We start from the raw sequence: 15,451 nt of genomic DNA, 5'->3' as shown, positions 1-15,451 counted from the left end.
GTGGCGTCAGCTACCGACGCGATAGAAGCGTTCGATGGCGCCACGGGTGATGATACCGGAAATGCGCTTCTGCTTCGGCCGATGACCATGCTCGACATAGAGCGCATCGAGCATCGAGTCGTTGAGCTTGTTGAACGCCTCGGAGAGCGTGGCCTGCAACCCGATCGGGGCAAGCTCCAGGCGCTCGCCGGGTATCTCCAGCAGGTCCACCAGGGGTGGTTCACTCTTGGCCCTGCTTCTTTCTTTCGGTGTTTCCTTACTGCGACCCTGTCGCTCTTTGACCTCCTCGACCTCGAGGAGTGATTCTTCATTCTCCTTCTCTTCCAGGGCGGTCTCTTCCTGGGCAGTGAGCCAGCGAGCCAGATCCGCTGCCTTGAGCGCCAGTATCGGCTTTTCGTCGCTGGAACGCTCGATCAGGATCCACACCGGTTCAGACGTCAGCAGCGCTCGCGCCTTCTCCTGGGTCACCATGCGCTGGGTACGCTCCAGCCGACGATCCATCACCGCCGGTACCGAGACCCGCGAGAGCGCCTGCATCAGGGGTTGCTGCAGGGGATGCAGACCCTGACGCTTAACGCTGAGAAAGAAGCCACCACAGCGGCATAGCTGTCGCGAGGTCAGGCAGGAGATCACCACCGCCAGCATGCCGGGAAGGATGATATTGGGGTTATGAGTCAGCTCGAGCAGCGCCATCAGTGCCGCCAGTGGCGCCTGCAGTACCGCCCCCATCATCGCCGCCATGCCCAGCATGGCGAATAGCGCCGGGTCGGATGCCTCGATGGGCAGAAGCCAGTGACCCGCCATGCCACACAGCGCACCGGCTGCCCCACCGATCACCAGTACCGGCCCGATGATGCTGACCGGGATTCCGCAGGCCACGGTGCCGGCGGTAAGCAACAGCTTGCCGATCGCCACGGCGATCAACACATCCACCGCCACCGAACCGCTGAGAGTAGCCTGCAGGGTGTCGTAGCCCATGCCCTGTACCTGGGGATACCACCAGGCCACGACGGCCACGGCACCGCCTGCCATCAGGAAGCGCAGCGCCATGGGCAGAGGCTCCAGGCGATCACCCAGCCGCGAGACTCTCACGAACAGGCCGGCGAGCAGGCCAATGACAAGGGCACTGACGATGATCCACGGCAGGTCGAGCAGCGAGTTGAGATGCAGGTCGGGCACGAAGATCGCAGGGTCGGGGCCATAGACCATCTGAGCCACCACAGCACCCATGGTGGAGGCCAGGATAACCGGCATGAAGCCGATGATGGTGTACTCCATCATCACCACTTCCATGGCGAAGATGACACCGGCAATCGGAGTATTGAAGGAGGCGGCGATACCGGCCGCCGTACCACAGGCGACCAGCACACGCAGACTGTTATGGGGCAGTCGCAGGCGCTGGCCCAGGCCGCTGGAAGCGGCAGCCCCGAGGTGAATGGCCGGTCCCTCGCGACCGGCGGAGAGCCCCCCCAGCACCGAGATCAGGCCTACCACCCATTGGGTCAGCCAGTTACGCAGCGGAAAGCGTCCCTGATGGTAGGTCAGACGGTCGATCACGTGAACGACCCCCACCTGACGGCCAGCCGGGGGAATCGACCACATCCACAGCCCGATCAGCAGCGCCGCCCCCAGCGGCATCAGGCTGCGCAGCACCGGTGGAATGGGCTCGAAAGCCTCGGGACTGTCGGCGGGGAAGAGCCACAGTCCACCCAGCTCCAGCAGACTGCGAAACCCCACCATCAGGACGCCAGTCAGCACTCCCGCCACAACACCCAGGACGCAGAGTTGCGGCAGGGCATCCACATTGGCAAGCTGGTGGCGAAAGCGCTCCAGTCCTTGGCCGACATTGAAGCGTGGCAAACGCGGCACGTCGTGGTTTCCTTTACGACTGAGTGACAACCTTCCGGTCTTTCACCTGTGTATCATACCCCAGCGGGGCGTTGACAGCCCGGCACTCATCAATCCAAGGAGGCTTACGTGATCAAGGTCGGAATCGTCGGCGGCACCGGGTATACCGGCGTCGAACTGCTCAGGCTGCTGGCCCAGCATCCCCAGGTGGAGATCGAGGCCATTACCTCACGCTCCGAGGCGGGCCAGTGCGTCACCGATCTCTATCCCAATCTGCGTGGTCACTATGACGACCTGACCTTCAGCGAACCCGATGCGAAGCGTCTCGGCGCCTGCGATGCCGTGTTCTTCGCCACACCCCACGGCGTGGCCCACGCCTTGGCCGGTGAGCTGCTCGAGCAGGGCACTCGCGTCATCGATCTTTCCGCCGACTTCCGCCTGCGTGATGCCACGGAGTGGGCCGAGTGGTATGGCCAGCCCCATGGAGCACCGGCACTGCTCGACGAGGCGGTGTATGGCCTACCCGAAGTCAATCGTGACAGGATTCGTGAGGCACGCCTGATCGCCGTACCCGGCTGCTATCCCACCGCCGTCCAGCTCGGCCTGCTGCCGTTGCTCGAGGCCGGCCTGATCGATGTCGAACGTATCATTGCCGACTGCAAGTCCGGTGTCACCGGTGCTGGCCGCGGCGCCAAGGTGCCCTCGCTGCTGGCCGAGGCCAGCGAATCCATGAAGGCCTATGGCGCCAGCGGCCATCGCCACCTGCCGGAAATCCGCCAGGGCCTGGGCGATGCCGCGGGCCGGGCGGTAGGATTGACCTTCGTGCCCCATCTGACGCCAATGATTCGCGGTATCCATGCCACCCTCTACGGCCGCCTCACCGGCAGTCACGACGACCTACAGGGGCTGTTCGAACAACGCTTTGCAAACGAGCCCTTCGTCGATGTGATGCCGCCGGGTAGCCACCCGGAAACCCGCAGCGTCAAGGGTGCCAACCTTTGTCGACTCGCCGTGCACCGCCCCGGCGACGGCGATACCGTGGTCGTGCTCTCGGTGATCGATAACCTCGTCAAGGGCGCCTCAGGCCAGGCGATCCACAACCTCAACCTGATGTTTGGCTTCGACGAGAACGCCGGGCTCGCCGCCCCCGCGCTGATGCCCTGATCCCTTCCCGCCTTCCCGGCAGAGGTTGACCAGAGCTATCGCAGATAACTTGACAGCTCGGTAGCTCGGGGCTGATTTGGCGACAAGCCCCGGAGCCCCGGAGCGCCGGACCGACGAGGAGGCGCTGTGAACCCCTCCCTGGGCGCTACCGACGCCTTCCCTGGCGTAGGACCTCCTCTTCGGCTTGTCCCCAGCGCCCTTGACTCCGGTAACTGCGATAGTCCTGAGAAGTTGACCCTTTTGCTGGGGTTTGCGGATAATGACCGGTCACACTTCCATCCCCTGGAGTCCACCATGAGCGAAGCCGAATCCTTCGTCCCCACGCCTCTGATGCTATCCGACAGCGCACGGGCCCGGCTGCGCGCGCTGATCGCGGAACAGGGCAACAGCGAGCTGAAGCTGCGCGTCTATGTTACCGGTGGCGGCTGCTCGGGCTTCCAGTATGGCTTCGACTTCGCCGACGACATCACCGAGGACGATACCGTCATTGCGTTCGGTGACGTGGCGCTGGTGGTCGACCCTCTCTCCTACCAGTATCTGGTGGGCTCCACCGTCGACTACGAGGAGGGGCTGGCCGGCGCTCGCTTCCTGGTTCAGAACCCCAACGCCAGCACCACCTGTGGCTGTGGAGCCTCCTTCATGGTGTAACACCGCTCCGCTGGTGTGGAGCGTGAGATTCCCCAACTTGACGCTCTGTAGGAATCTCGCCAAGGTTGACACGGCGAGTCCCACAGAAAAGTCCCAAGAACAGGGGAACCCCATGAAGAAAAGCACTAAGGCTTCACCCTTCCTGAAACAGACCCTTATGGCAAGCGCCCTGGCGCTGGGCAGTGGTCTGGCCGGCTCCGCCCTGGCCCAGGACACCACTGTCAACGTGGTCACCGACCCCAGTTTCGTCCCCTTCGAGATGCTGGATACCGAGACCGGCGAGATGGTCGGCTTCGATATGGACATCATCCATGAAGTGGCCGACCGTGCCGGCTTCGAGGTCAACCTGACCACCATGGAGTTCAATGGCATCATCCCGGCGATCCAGACCGGCAGCCAGGAGATCGCCATCGCCGGTGTGACCATCACCGAAGAGCGCGCGGAGATCGTCGACTTCTCCGATCCTTACTACGACTCCGGCCTGCGCATCATGGTGCGTGCGGATAACGACGAGGTGGAGAGCCTAGAGGATCTCGAAGGCCTGACCGTGGCCACCAAGATCGGCTCCACCAGCTACGATTTCCTCCAGGAAAAGCTGGGCGACAGCGCCGAGATCACACCCTATCCAGGCACTTCCGACATGTACATGGCACTGCTCGGCCGCAATGTCGATGCCACCTTCTACGATGCGCCCAACGTTGGCTACTTCGCCCAGACCCGCGGTGAGGGACGTACCAAGGTGGTCGGCCCCCTCTACGAGGGGCAGCAGTATGGCATCGTCTTCCACAAGGGCAGCGAGTGGGTAGAGCCGGTCAACGAGGCACTGGCCGCGATGCAGGAAGATGGCACCTACGAAGAGATCTACACCAAGTGGTTCGGCGAGGCGCCCAGCGACGACTGAGGCAGCTCCCCCTCCCGATATCGTCGCCCCCAGGGCGACGCGAGTATTCGCGGGGCCGGGCGGCATGACCACCCGGCCCCGTGTCGTTTAACACTCCCGGAGAACTTCTCGTGGACGTGACCTTTCAATTCGACTGGGCGGCCGCCTTCAGCTCGATACCACACCTGTTGCCGGGCGTTCCCTGGACGCTGTTGATCTCATTCGGCGGTCTCGCCATCGGCTTCGTGATCGGCATCGTCTTCGGCCTTATGCGCATCAGCCCGGTCTTCTGGCTGCGCCTGCCCGCCATCTTCTATATCGAAGTGTTTCGGGGCACCCCGATCCTGGTGCAGGTACTGTTCATCTTCTACGGCCTGCCGCAGATTCTCGGTGAACCGATCAATGCCCTGACCGCCGGCATTGCCGCCATCGCCGTCAACTCCGGTGCCTACATCTCCGAGGTCGTTCGGGGTGGCGTGCAGTCCATCGAACGTGGCCAGCGCGAAGCCTCACTCTCTCTTGGGCTGTCGCGTACCCAGGCATTCCGTTACGTGATCTGGCCTCAGGCCCTGCGTCGCATGATCCCGCCACTAGGCAACCAGGCGATCATCAGCATCAAGGATACCTCGCTGTTCTCCGTGATCGGGGTCGGCGAGCTGGTGCGACAGGGCCAGATCTATATCGCCACCACCTTCACCGCCATGGAGGTCTACCTGATGGTGGCAATGCTCTATCTGGCCATCACCTGGACCCTGTCGATCCTGCTGCGCCAGCTCGAGCGTCGCGGCCTGGTCGGCCAGTGACGGGTTTAACAAAGAGCAAGTGAGGCCCAACACATGACCCAGAAAGAGAAGACGACCTCCGCCATCGTACGCATGGAGAAGGTCAACAAGCACTTCGGCAATCTGCACGTTCTGAAGGACATCGACCTGGAGGTCATGCCCGGTGAGGTGGTGGTGATCATCGGCGCCAGTGGCTCTGGAAAGTCGACCCTGATTCGCTGCATCAATGGCCTGGAGGAGTTTCAGGACGGCCATATCGATGTGGACGGCAACGAGCTCACTCCCCACGGCAAGAGCGGCCGCGCGCTGCAGAGGATCCGCACGGAGGTGGGCATGGTGTTCCAGCAATTCAACCTCTTTCCCCATCTGAGCGTGCGCGACAACGTCACCCTGGCCCCCATGAAGGTGCGTGGCTGGAGCGAGGAGGATGCGGTGGAAACCGCCGAACGTCTGCTTCAGCGCGTCGGGATCGCCGATCAGTCCGAGAAGTATCCGACCCAGCTCTCCGGTGGCCAGCAACAGCGTGTTGCCCTGGCCAGGGCACTGGCCATGGAACCACGGCTGATGCTGTTCGACGAGCCGACTTCCGCACTCGACCCCGAGATGATCGGCGAGGTGCTCGACGCCATGCGTGAGTTGGCCCGGGAAGGCATGACCATGATCATCGTCACCCATGAGATGGGGTTCGCTCGGGAGGTCGCCGATCGGGTCATCTATGTCCATAAGGGTGAGATCGCCGAGGTGGCGCCCCCCGAGAAGATCTTCGATAACCCGAACGATGAGCGTACCCGCAGCTTCCTCTCGCGGGTGCTCAAGCACTGAGACTGTCCTGTCTATAAGACCTGTTCATGAGCCCTGCTCGTGAGGAAAAAATGGCCCAGCCGCATCGCGGCTGGGCCATTTTTTTGACTGTGGACAGAATTTCTTCTGATGCCCTGAATTTCGGCTACAGGGCCCGCGCCTGAGGGGCTCGTGGATAACTGCGACGGTTGTTCACAGGCGCGGGCACAAGCCAGGTAGCTGACGGTGGAAAAGCGGTGAAGGGTTACCGTTGTGGACAAGCCGGCACTTCACCCACAGGCTTTCGGCCGCTCATCCGCAGGTTGTGAGCCTCTTCTCCTCGCCGTGGTCAACAATGCAAGTCACTAAGCAGCAAGGAGAGGAAACGGTTATCCACAGAAATTGTCCACACCAGTAGTTACAACCATTACAGAACTTCTTTATTTATATACTGATATTAATTAATAGGGGTGTGAGGGGAAGACCACGCTGGCGGCCAGGGTGTGGAAAACCCTGACGATTACCCACAGGAGGTTTATACTGGCGGGCTGATTTCATCCCTAGTTCGCAAGACAGGCGCCGTGGCGCCAATGAGGTGCACCTTGGATTACCCCGACCGCTTCGACGTCATCGTCATCGGCGGCGGCCATGCGGGAACCGAAGCCGCCCTGGCCGCTGCTCGCATGGGCTCTCGAACCCTGCTGCTGACCCACAACATCGAGACCCTCGGGCAGATGTCCTGCAATCCGGCCATCGGGGGTATCGGCAAGAGCCATCTGGTCAAGGAGATCGATGCCCTGGGCGGAGCCATGGCACTGGCCACCGACCTGGGAGGCATCCAGTTCCGCGTGCTGAATGCCCGCAAGGGGCCTGCCGTGCGGGCCACCCGTGCCCAGGCCGACCGGGTGCGCTACAAGGCGGCCATTCGTAGCTTGCTGGAAAATCAGCCGAACCTGACGCTGTTCCAGCAGGCCGCCGGTGACCTGATCGTGGATAATGACCAGGTACGCGGGGTGGTCACCGAGACCGGTATTCGTTTTCACGGCGAAACCGTGGTGCTGTGCACCGGTACCTTCCTCGGTGGCGTCATCCATATCGGACTCGACAGCACCCTCGGAGGCCGTGCCGGTGATCCGCCCTCTAACCGCCTGGCCGATCGTCTGCGTGCCCTGCCATTCCGGGTTGATCGCCTCAAGACCGGCACCCCCCCGCGCCTCGATGCGCGCAGCCTGGACTTCTCCCAGCTGGAGGAGCAGCCGGGTGATTCGCCCACCCCGGTAATGTCGTTCATGGGCAGCCGTGAGCAGCACCCCCGGCAGGTAAGCTGTCACATCGCCCATACCAACGAGCGTAGCCACGAGATCATCCATGCCAACCTCGATCGTTCGCCGATGTACTCCGGCACGATCGAGGGGGTCGGTCCACGCTACTGCCCCTCCATCGAGGACAAGGTCCACCGTTTCGCCGATAAGGCAAGCCATCAGGTCTTCATCGAGCCCGAGGGGCTCGATACCCATGAGCTCTACCCCAATGGCATCTCGACTTCACTGCCCTTCGATGTGCAGCTGCAGGTCGTCCGCTCCATGAAGGGCCTCGAGAATGCTCATATCACCCGGCCCGGCTACGCCATCGAGTACGACTTCTTCGACCCGCGCGACCTCAGGCATTCACTGGAGACCCGGTTCATCTCCAACCTGTTCTTCGCCGGGCAGATCAATGGCACCACCGGCTACGAGGAGGCCGGTGCCCAGGGACTGCTGGCGGGCCTCAATGCCGCCCGCCGTGCACAGGGGCTCGATACCTGGTGCCCCGGACGCGATGAGGCCTATCTCGGCGTGCTGGTGGATGACCTGATTACGCTCGGCACCCGGGAGCCTTACCGGATGTTCACCTCCCGCGCCGAGTACCGCCTGCTGCTTCGCGAAGACAACGCCGACCTTCGTCTCACCGAGATGGGCCGCAAGCTCGGGCTGGTGGATGACGTACGCTGGGCGGCCTTCAGCGAGAAGCGCGAGGCCATCGAGCGTGAGAGCGCTCGGCTCAAGGCTAGCTGGGTCCAGCCCGACAGTATCGCGGCGGGTATCATCACCGAGAAGACCGGCAAGGCGCTGACTCGGGAGTACAGCCTGATGGACCTGCTCAAACGTCCCGAACTCGGCTATGGCGATGTGGCGGGGCTTCCGGGCATCGACGGTCAGTCGGTAAGCGACGAGGCAGTGGCCGAGCAGGTGCAGATCCAGGCCAAGTACCAGGGGTATATCGACCGCCAGCGCGATGAGATCGCCAAGCTGAAGCGCCATGAGGCGACACCGTTGCCTGCTGATCTCGACTACACCCGGGTCGATGGGCTGTCGCATGAGATTCGTCAGAAGCTGGAGGAGGCGCGTCCCGAGACGCTTGCCCAGGCCTCGCGAATCTCCGGTATCACACCGGCAGCGATATCGATCCTGCTGATTCACCTCAAGAAGCGTAGACTCCTCGAGGATAACAAGGCGGCCAATGCATGACGGAGTCACAGGGCATGGTGGAGACGAGACTCGACGAGGGGCTCAAGCAGCTGGAGATCAGCGTCGACCCCGAGCAGCGTCGCCAGCTGCTCGCGCTGGTGGGGTTGTTGCACAAGTGGAACCGCGCCTATAACCTCACCGCGATACGCTCGGCCGAGGAGATGGTCTCGCGCCACCTGCTGGACAGCGCCGCAGTGCTGCCCTACGTGAACGGGCGAACACTGCTGGACGTGGGCGCCGGGCCGGGCTTTCCCGGGCTGGTGCTGGCGATCCTCAGGACTGATCTCCAGGTGACTCTGCTCGACAGCAACGGCAAGAAGGTTCGCTTCCAGCGTCAGGCGGCGATGGAGCTGGGGCTCACTAATGTAACGCCGGAACAGGCGCGGATAGAGGCCTTCGAGGAGCGCTATGATCAGGTGATCTCCCGAGCGTTCGCCAGTCTTGGCGATTTCGTCGCGCTGACCCGTGAGCGAGTGGTGGCCGGTGGCCAATGGCTGGCCATGAAGGGCCCCGCCGTGGACGAGGAGCTGGCCGAGCTGCCGGCGGAGATCATCCCGGTGGCCCGTCACCGCCTCGAGGTGCCCTACGAGGTCGGCACTCGCCTGCTGGTGGTACTAGAGCGCCGGACCCAAGCCCCGGCACCCTGACAACCCGCGTTTCCCCGCAACGGAGCTGCCCGTGACCAAGATCATCGCCCTGACCAACCAGAAAGGTGGCGTCGGCAAGACCACCACCGCGGTCAATCTCGCCGCCAGCCTGGCGGCCCTGGATCGCCGCGTGCTGCTGGTCGATCTCGACCCTCAGGGCCATGCGACCATGGGCAGTGGCATCGACAAGCATGACCTGGATGGCAGCGTGCTGGAGGTGTTGCTCGGCGAGCGTGATGCCACCGGGGTGATCCTCGACTGTCCCGAGGCGGGCTATGCCCTGCTGCCGGGCAACGGTGACCTGACCGCTGCCGAGGTCGCCTTGCTGGACAGAGAGGCGGGACGCGAACGCTGCCTGGAGAACGCCCTGTCGGCAGTGGCAGACGAGTATGACGTGGTGCTGATCGACTGCCCCCCGTCGCTCAACATGCTGACCGTCAATGGCCTGACCGCGGCCCATGGGGTGCTGATTCCGCTGCAGTGCGAGTTCTACGCCCTGGAGGGGCTCTCCGCGCTGCTCGACACCGTGGAGCAGATCAAGGACAGCGTGAACCCCGGACTCGAGATATTCGGCATCCTGCGTACCATGTTCGATGCCCGTAACAGCCTGACCCGCGACATCACCAAGCAGCTGCGCGACTACTTCGGCGAGACCCTGCTCAAGGCCACCATTCCCCGTAACGTGCGGGTCGCCGAGGCGCCCAGCCATGGGCTGCCGGTAACCAAGTATGCGCGCTTCTCGCGGGGGAGCCAGGCCCACCGGGTGCTGGCCAAGGAACTGATTCGGCGCCTGTCGCTGTAACTCCTGTTGTGCAACATCAGTGATGAGGGAAAGTCGATGACGCGTAAACGCGCCCTGGGACGCGGCCTGGATGCCCTGATCGGTGGTAATGCCCGCCGCCGCGAGAGCCTCGATCTGCCCGAGGTGGAACTTGTTGACGATGAAGTGACGAGCAATCCAGCCACCGAGCCGGAGCCGGCCGAGCGTCTCGAGCGTCTGCCGCTGGGCCAGCTTTCCCGCGGGAAGTATCAACCACGCCGCGATATTCAGCCCGAGGCGCTGGAAGAGCTGGCCGACTCGATTCGAGCCCAGGGGGTCATGCAGCCCATCGTGGTGCGTCCGGTGGCCAAGGACCGCTACGAGATCATCGCCGGGGAGCGCCGCTGGCGTGCCGCCCAACTGGCCGAACTCGATGTCATTCCCGCGGTGGTCCGCGAGGTAAGCGATGAGGTCGCGCTGGCCCTGGCGCTGATCGAGAACATACAACGCGAGAACCTCAATCCGGTCGAGGAGGCGCTGGCGCTCAAGCGGCTGCTGGAGGAGTTCGAGCTTACCCAGCAGCAGGTGGCCGACGCGGTGGGCAAGTCCCGCACCCAGGTCACCAACCTGCTGCGGCTGCTGGCCCTCGACCCCGAGGTGCAGACCCTGCTGGAGCGTGGCGACCTCGACATGGGGCATGCACGTGCCCTGCTGGTCCTGCCGGCTGCCAAGCAGCGCAAGGCCGCCCATGAGGTAGTCAATCAGGATCTGACCGTGCGTGCTACCGAGGCACTGGCGAAGCGGCTTGCCGAGGGGCAGCCCGGCAAGGCCGAGCCGACACCGCCCAGCCCGGATGTCACCCGGCTGGAAACTCGACTGGGCGAACTTCTCGGCGCCCCGGTGAAGATCCAGCATGGCCGTGGCGGCAAGGGGCGAGTGACCATCCGCTACTCGAGCCTCGATGAACTGGACGGCATTCTGGAACATATTCGGTAGTCGAGCCGGCATGACGTGCATCATGTTGTCGACAATTTCTGCGCCTTTGGTCGGAATGTGGCCGGAAAACACGCGAAAAGCCTGCCGATCCAGTTGAAGCCCCGAAGGGGGTTCCCTATAATCCGCGGTGATTTTGGCCTTGTGCCAGGCTCGACCCAAGGATCCGGCGAGAAAACGATGAGACATCCCGTGACTCGCCGGCACAATCTGGGCTGGCGTCTACTGCGACTTGAAGCCCTGGTGATGTTCGCCCTGGTCGCCGCAGCGACCCTGCTGGGAGGTGTCGAGGTGGGGCTTTCGGCCCTCTCGGGGGCTCTGGTCGGCCTGCTGCCCCAGGCGTTCTTCGTCTGGCGGAGCAGTCTGGCGCGAGGCGGGAGACAGGCACATCGGTTCGTGATGAACCTTTATCGTGCGGAAGCGGGCAAGTTCGGTTTGACGGTGGCACTGCTGGCTATGGTCTTCGTGGCAGTGCCCCCCTCAAACCCGATTTCTTTCTTCAGCGCATACGTGGCGACCCATCTCATGCCCTGGCTGGCAGCATGGCTAAGGCGCGAGCGGTCGACCCCTTAACCGAGGTGATCTTCGCATGGCAGCAGGCAGTGATAACACGGCGGCTAACTATATACAGCACCACCTCCAGAACCTGACCTTCGGCCACCACCCCGAGAACGGCTGGTCCCTGGCACACAGTGCCCAGGAGGCCAGCGAGATGGGGTTCTGGGCCATCCACCTGGATACCATGGGCTGGTCCATCGCCATGGGGGTGCTGTTCATCTGGCTGTTCCGCAAGGCCGGCAAGGCGGCGACGACCGGTGTTCCCGGGCCGCTGCAGAACCTGGTGGAAGTGGTCTTCGAGTTTATCGAACTCACCGTGCGTGGCGCTTTCCATGGCCGCAACCCGGTGATCGCACCCCTGGCACTGACGCTGTTCGTCTGGATCTTCCTGATGAACGCCCTTAAGCTGGTCCCGATCGACTTTGCGCCCGGGGTGTTCGCCCGCCTCGGCATCGATTACATGAAGCTCGTGCCGACCACCGACCCCAATGCCACTCTGGGCATGGCCATCGGTGTCTTCGCCCTGATTATCTTCTACAGCATCAAGGTCAAGGGTGCTGGCGGTTTCGCCAAGGAGCTGTCGCTGACCCCCTTCAACCACTGGTCGCTGATTCCCTTCAACCTGGTGATGGAAATCATCGGTCTGCTGGTCAAGCCGCTGAGCCTTGGCCTGCGTCTGTTCGGCAACATGTTTGCCGGTGAGGTGATCTTCATCCTGATCGCGCTGCTGCCATTCTGGGTGTCCTGGACCCTGAGTGTGCCCTGGGCCATCTTCCATATCCTGATCATCACCCTGCAGGCCTTTATCTTTACCGTGCTGACTGTCGTCTACCTGAGCCAGGCACACGAGCACCACTGAAGTCGAACCCCTTGCAACACCCTTAACCTTCAACCCTAAACCCTTAACCCTAAACTACTCTCAATCAGGAGCATTACCATGGAACTCGTCTATATCGCTGCCTCCCTCATGATCGGCCTGGGCGCTCTGGGTACCGGCATCGGCTTCGCCATCCTGGGCGGCAAGCTGCTCGAGTCTACCGCTCGTCAGCCGGAGCTGGGCGACCAGCTGCAGACCAAGACCTTCCTGATGGCGGGCCTGCTCGACGCCGTGCCGATGATCGGCGTGGGTATCGCGATGTACCTGATCTTCGTCGTTGCCGGTTAATGCATGACAGCACCGAGCGCACGGCGCTCGGTTTGCTTGTTTCCGGACAACACGAACCTGTCAGAGGTACCGCCCCGTGAATATCAACATGACGCTGATCGGGCAGACGATCGCCTTCGCGATCTTTGTCTGGTTCTGCATAAAGTACGTGTGGCCACCGATCAGCAATGCGCTTCATGAGCGCCAGAAGAAGATTGCTGACGGCCTGGATGCGGCCAGCCGTGCATCGCGCGACCTGGAACTCGCCCAGGAGCGCGCCGAGCAGACGCTGCGTGAAAGCAAGGAACAGGCTTCACAGATTCTTGATCAGGCCAACAAGCGTTCCTCCCAGATGGTCGAGGAGGCCCGTGAGCAGGCCCGCGTCGAAGGCGAGCGTATCGTCGCCTCCGCTCGTGCCGAGATCGAGCAGGAAGTCAATCGCGCCAAGGACGAGCTGCGTGCCCAGGTGTCCAGCCTGGCGGTCACCGGTGCCGAGCGTGTCCTGGAAGTCTCCATCGACGAAAAGGCCCATCGCAAGCTGCTCGACAAGCTTGCTGCCGAACTGTGAGGAGGTGATCCATGGCGGAACTGTCTACCGTCGCCAGGCCCTATGCCAAGGCGGCGTTCGAGTACGCACGCGATCACCAGACGCTGGATACCTGGTCCGACTGGCTGAGCAAGCTGGCCATGGTGGTAACGAGCCGTGAGGCACTCAAACTTCTCGCCAGCCCCAAGCTCGACGTAGAGCGCAAGGTGGCCCTGGTGGTCGAGCTGGCGGAGGTCGACCTCGATGAGGCGGCTAGCCGCTTCCTCAACACCCTGGGTGAGAAGGGGCGCCTGCCGGCCCTGGCCGCTATCCGCGAACAGTTCGAGACGCTGCTCGCCGATCACGAGAAGCGCGTCGACGTTACCGTGGTGTCGGCCTACAAGCTCACCAAGGCCCAGCAGGACAAGCTCTCCGGCGCGCTCAAGAAGCGCCTGAATCGCGAAATCTCCATTACCACTCAGGTGGATCCCGAGCTTCTCGGTGGTGTCATCCTGCGTGCCGGCGATACCGTCATCGACGGGTCGGTGCGTGGTCGATTGAGCCGCCTTTCCGAAGCCCTTACCGCCTGAGTCTGAGGGACATGGCATGCAGCAACTGAATCCTTCCGAGATCAGCGACATCATCAAGCAGCGTATCGAAAAGCTGGATGTCGCATCCGAAGCCCGTAATCAGGGCACCATCGTCAGCGTTTCCGACGGCATCGTGAAAGTACACGGCCTCGAAGACGCGATGTTCGGTGAAATGATCGAGTTCCCCGGCAGCATCTACGGCATGGTGCTCAACCTCGAGCGTGACTCCGTGGGCGCCGTGGTGCTTGGCGACTACCTGCAGCTCGAAGAGGGCATGACCGCCCAGTGTACCGGACGCATCCTCGAGGTGCCGGTGGGCCCCGAGCTGCGCGGGCGCGTGGTCGATGCGCTGGGCAACCCCATCGATGGCAAGGGCGAGATCAACGCCAAGCTGACCGACGCGGTGGAAAAGGTCGCCCCCGGCGTCATCACCCGTCAGTCCGTTGACGAGCCGATCCAGACCGGCTTCAAGTCCATCGACGCCATGGTGCCGATCGGCCGCGGCCAGCGTGAGCTGATCATCGGTGACCGTCAGATCGGCAAGACCGCGATCGCCATCGACGCCATCATCAACCAGAAAGGCACCGGGGTCACCTGTGTCTACGTGGCCATCGGTCAGAAGCAGTCGACCATCGCCAACGTGGTGCGCAAGCTCGAAGAGCATGGCGCGATGGAGCACACCATCGTGGTCGCCGCCGGCGCCGCCGATCCGGCCCCGATGCAGTTCCTCGCGGCCTACTCCGGTTGTACCATGGGCGAGTACTTCCGCGATCGCGGTGAAGACGCCCTGATCGTCTACGACGACCTCTCCAAGCAGGCCGTGGCCTATCGTCAGGTCTCCCTGCTGCTGCGTCGTCCGCCGGGCCGTGAAGCCTATCCCGGTGATGTCTTCTACCTCCACTCCCGCCTGCTGGAGCGCGCGGCACGCGTGAACGCCGACTACGTCGAGAAGTTCACCAACGGTGAGGTGAAGGGCAAGACCGGCTCGCTGACGGCGCTGCCGATCATTGAGACCCAGGGTGGCGACGTCTCGGCCTTCGTTCCGACCAACGTGATCTCCATCACCGACGGTCAGATCTTCCTCGAGACCGACCTGTTCAACTCGGGCATCCGTCCGGCCATCAACGCTGGTCTCTCGGTCTCCCGTGTCGGTGGTTCCGCCCAGACCAAGATCATCAAGAAGCTCGGCGGCAGCGTGCGTCTGGCCCTGGCCCAGTACCGTGAGCTGGCGGCCTTCGCCCAGTTCGCTTCCGATCTGGATGAGGCGACCCGCAAGCAGCTGGAGCACGGTCAGCGTGTCACCGAGCTGATGAAGCAGAGCCAGTACGCGCCGATGTCCGTGGCCGAGATGGCACTCTCCCTGTATGCCGCCAACGAAGGCCATCTGGAGGAGGTCGAGGTCAACAAGATTCTGGACTTCGAGCGTGCCCTGCGCGACTTCATGAAGGCCGAATACGCCGAGCTGCTCGACAAGATCAACCAGACCGGCGACTACAACAGCGAGATCCAGGACGGACTGAAAGAGGGTCTCGAGAAGTTCAAGGCCACTCAGAGCTGGTAATCCCGTTGGCTCATCCCGCTTGCGGGATGGGCCCTGGAGCTTACTGAGTGCCACGAACGGAGT

At 62.9% G+C, this 15,451-nt stretch carries 16 protein-coding genes; 15 read left to right on the top strand and 1 reads right to left on the bottom strand.

All coding sequences use genetic code 11. The annotated features are described in order from the left end of the window. Nucleotides 1-6: 6 nt before the first annotated feature. Nucleotides 7-1,869 carry a chloride channel protein gene (locus Q0894_RS09255; RefSeq protein WP_299234189.1) on the bottom strand — a complete coding sequence of 621 codons (1,863 nt, stop codon included), beginning with the start codon at nucleotides 1,867-1,869 and terminating at the stop codon, nucleotides 7-9. A gap of 108 nt (nucleotides 1,870-1,977) precedes the next feature. Between Q0894_RS09255 and argC the strand changes: the two genes are divergently transcribed. From argC to atpA, 15 genes are all read left to right on the top strand, one after another. Next, entirely contained in the window at nucleotides 1,978-3,012 is a 1,035-nt protein-coding gene (gene argC, locus Q0894_RS09250) for an N-acetyl-gamma-glutamyl-phosphate reductase (RefSeq protein WP_299234186.1), read from the top strand. A 294-nt stretch (nucleotides 3,013-3,306) separates the two neighbouring features. Beyond that, the gene (gene erpA, locus Q0894_RS09245) at nucleotides 3,307-3,660 is read left to right on the top strand and encodes an iron-sulfur cluster insertion protein ErpA (RefSeq protein WP_299234183.1); all 354 of its coding nucleotides are present in this window, start codon (nucleotides 3,307-3,309) and stop codon (nucleotides 3,658-3,660) included. A 112-nt stretch (nucleotides 3,661-3,772) separates the two neighbouring features. Next, nucleotides 3,773-4,561: a transporter substrate-binding domain-containing protein gene (locus Q0894_RS09240; RefSeq protein WP_299234180.1), complete on the top strand. Its 789-nt coding sequence runs from the start codon at nucleotides 3,773-3,775 to the stop codon at nucleotides 4,559-4,561. 110 nt (nucleotides 4,562-4,671) lie between these two features. Beyond that, complete coding sequence (locus Q0894_RS09235; protein WP_299234177.1) at nucleotides 4,672-5,343, top strand: amino acid ABC transporter permease; 672 nt, start codon at nucleotides 4,672-4,674, stop codon at nucleotides 5,341-5,343. 33 nt (nucleotides 5,344-5,376) lie between these two features. Further along, nucleotides 5,377-6,144 carry an amino acid ABC transporter ATP-binding protein gene (locus Q0894_RS09230; protein ID WP_299234173.1) on the top strand — a complete coding sequence of 256 codons (768 nt, stop codon included), beginning with the start codon at nucleotides 5,377-5,379 and terminating at the stop codon, nucleotides 6,142-6,144. Between the two features lie 560 nt (nucleotides 6,145-6,704). Next, entirely contained in the window at nucleotides 6,705-8,609 is a 1,905-nt protein-coding gene (gene mnmG / locus Q0894_RS09225) for a tRNA uridine-5-carboxymethylaminomethyl(34) synthesis enzyme MnmG (protein WP_299234170.1), read from the top strand. Beyond that, complete coding sequence (gene rsmG / locus Q0894_RS09220; protein WP_299234167.1) at nucleotides 8,606-9,256, top strand: 16S rRNA (guanine(527)-N(7))-methyltransferase RsmG; 651 nt, start codon at nucleotides 8,606-8,608, stop codon at nucleotides 9,254-9,256. The genes mnmG and rsmG overlap by 4 nt, the downstream gene beginning before the upstream one ends. Nucleotides 9,257-9,287: 31 nt before the next feature. Continuing rightward, nucleotides 9,288-10,058 carry a ParA family protein gene (locus Q0894_RS09215; protein WP_195688666.1) on the top strand — a complete coding sequence of 257 codons (771 nt, stop codon included), beginning with the start codon at nucleotides 9,288-9,290 and terminating at the stop codon, nucleotides 10,056-10,058. Nucleotides 10,059-10,094: 36 nt separating this feature from the next. After that, entirely contained in the window at nucleotides 10,095-11,012 is a 918-nt protein-coding gene (locus tag Q0894_RS09210) for a ParB/RepB/Spo0J family partition protein (protein ID WP_299234161.1), read from the top strand. A gap of 177 nt (nucleotides 11,013-11,189) precedes the next feature. Then, the gene (locus Q0894_RS09205) at nucleotides 11,190-11,582 is read left to right on the top strand and encodes an ATP synthase subunit I (RefSeq protein WP_299234158.1); all 393 of its coding nucleotides are present in this window, start codon (nucleotides 11,190-11,192) and stop codon (nucleotides 11,580-11,582) included. Between the two features lie 16 nt (nucleotides 11,583-11,598). Further along, nucleotides 11,599-12,426 carry a F0F1 ATP synthase subunit A gene (gene atpB, locus Q0894_RS09200; RefSeq protein ID WP_299234155.1) on the top strand — a complete coding sequence of 276 codons (828 nt, stop codon included), beginning with the start codon at nucleotides 11,599-11,601 and terminating at the stop codon, nucleotides 12,424-12,426. A gap of 78 nt (nucleotides 12,427-12,504) precedes the next feature. After that, nucleotides 12,505-12,732 (top strand): F0F1 ATP synthase subunit C, encoded by a 228-nt coding sequence (gene atpE / locus Q0894_RS09195; protein WP_023006402.1) that lies wholly within the window; start codon nucleotides 12,505-12,507, stop codon nucleotides 12,730-12,732. A 76-nt stretch (nucleotides 12,733-12,808) separates the two neighbouring features. Then, nucleotides 12,809-13,279 carry a F0F1 ATP synthase subunit B gene (locus tag Q0894_RS09190; RefSeq protein WP_299234153.1) on the top strand — a complete coding sequence of 157 codons (471 nt, stop codon included), beginning with the start codon at nucleotides 12,809-12,811 and terminating at the stop codon, nucleotides 13,277-13,279. Between the two features lie 11 nt (nucleotides 13,280-13,290). Then, nucleotides 13,291-13,827, top strand: coding sequence for a F0F1 ATP synthase subunit delta (locus Q0894_RS09185; protein ID WP_299234150.1), 537 nt, complete (start codon nucleotides 13,291-13,293; stop codon nucleotides 13,825-13,827). Between the two features lie 16 nt (nucleotides 13,828-13,843). Then, nucleotides 13,844-15,388 carry a F0F1 ATP synthase subunit alpha gene (gene atpA / locus Q0894_RS09180; RefSeq protein ID WP_299234147.1) on the top strand — a complete coding sequence of 515 codons (1,545 nt, stop codon included), beginning with the start codon at nucleotides 13,844-13,846 and terminating at the stop codon, nucleotides 15,386-15,388. Nucleotides 15,389-15,451 lie beyond the last annotated feature (63 nt).

It is taken from the genome of uncultured Halomonas sp. (genome assembly GCF_947501415.1).
In the GTDB taxonomy this organism is placed as follows: domain Bacteria; phylum Pseudomonadota; class Gammaproteobacteria; order Pseudomonadales; family Halomonadaceae; genus Halomonas.
This window is presented reverse-complemented; position numbering and strand designations above follow the sequence as displayed.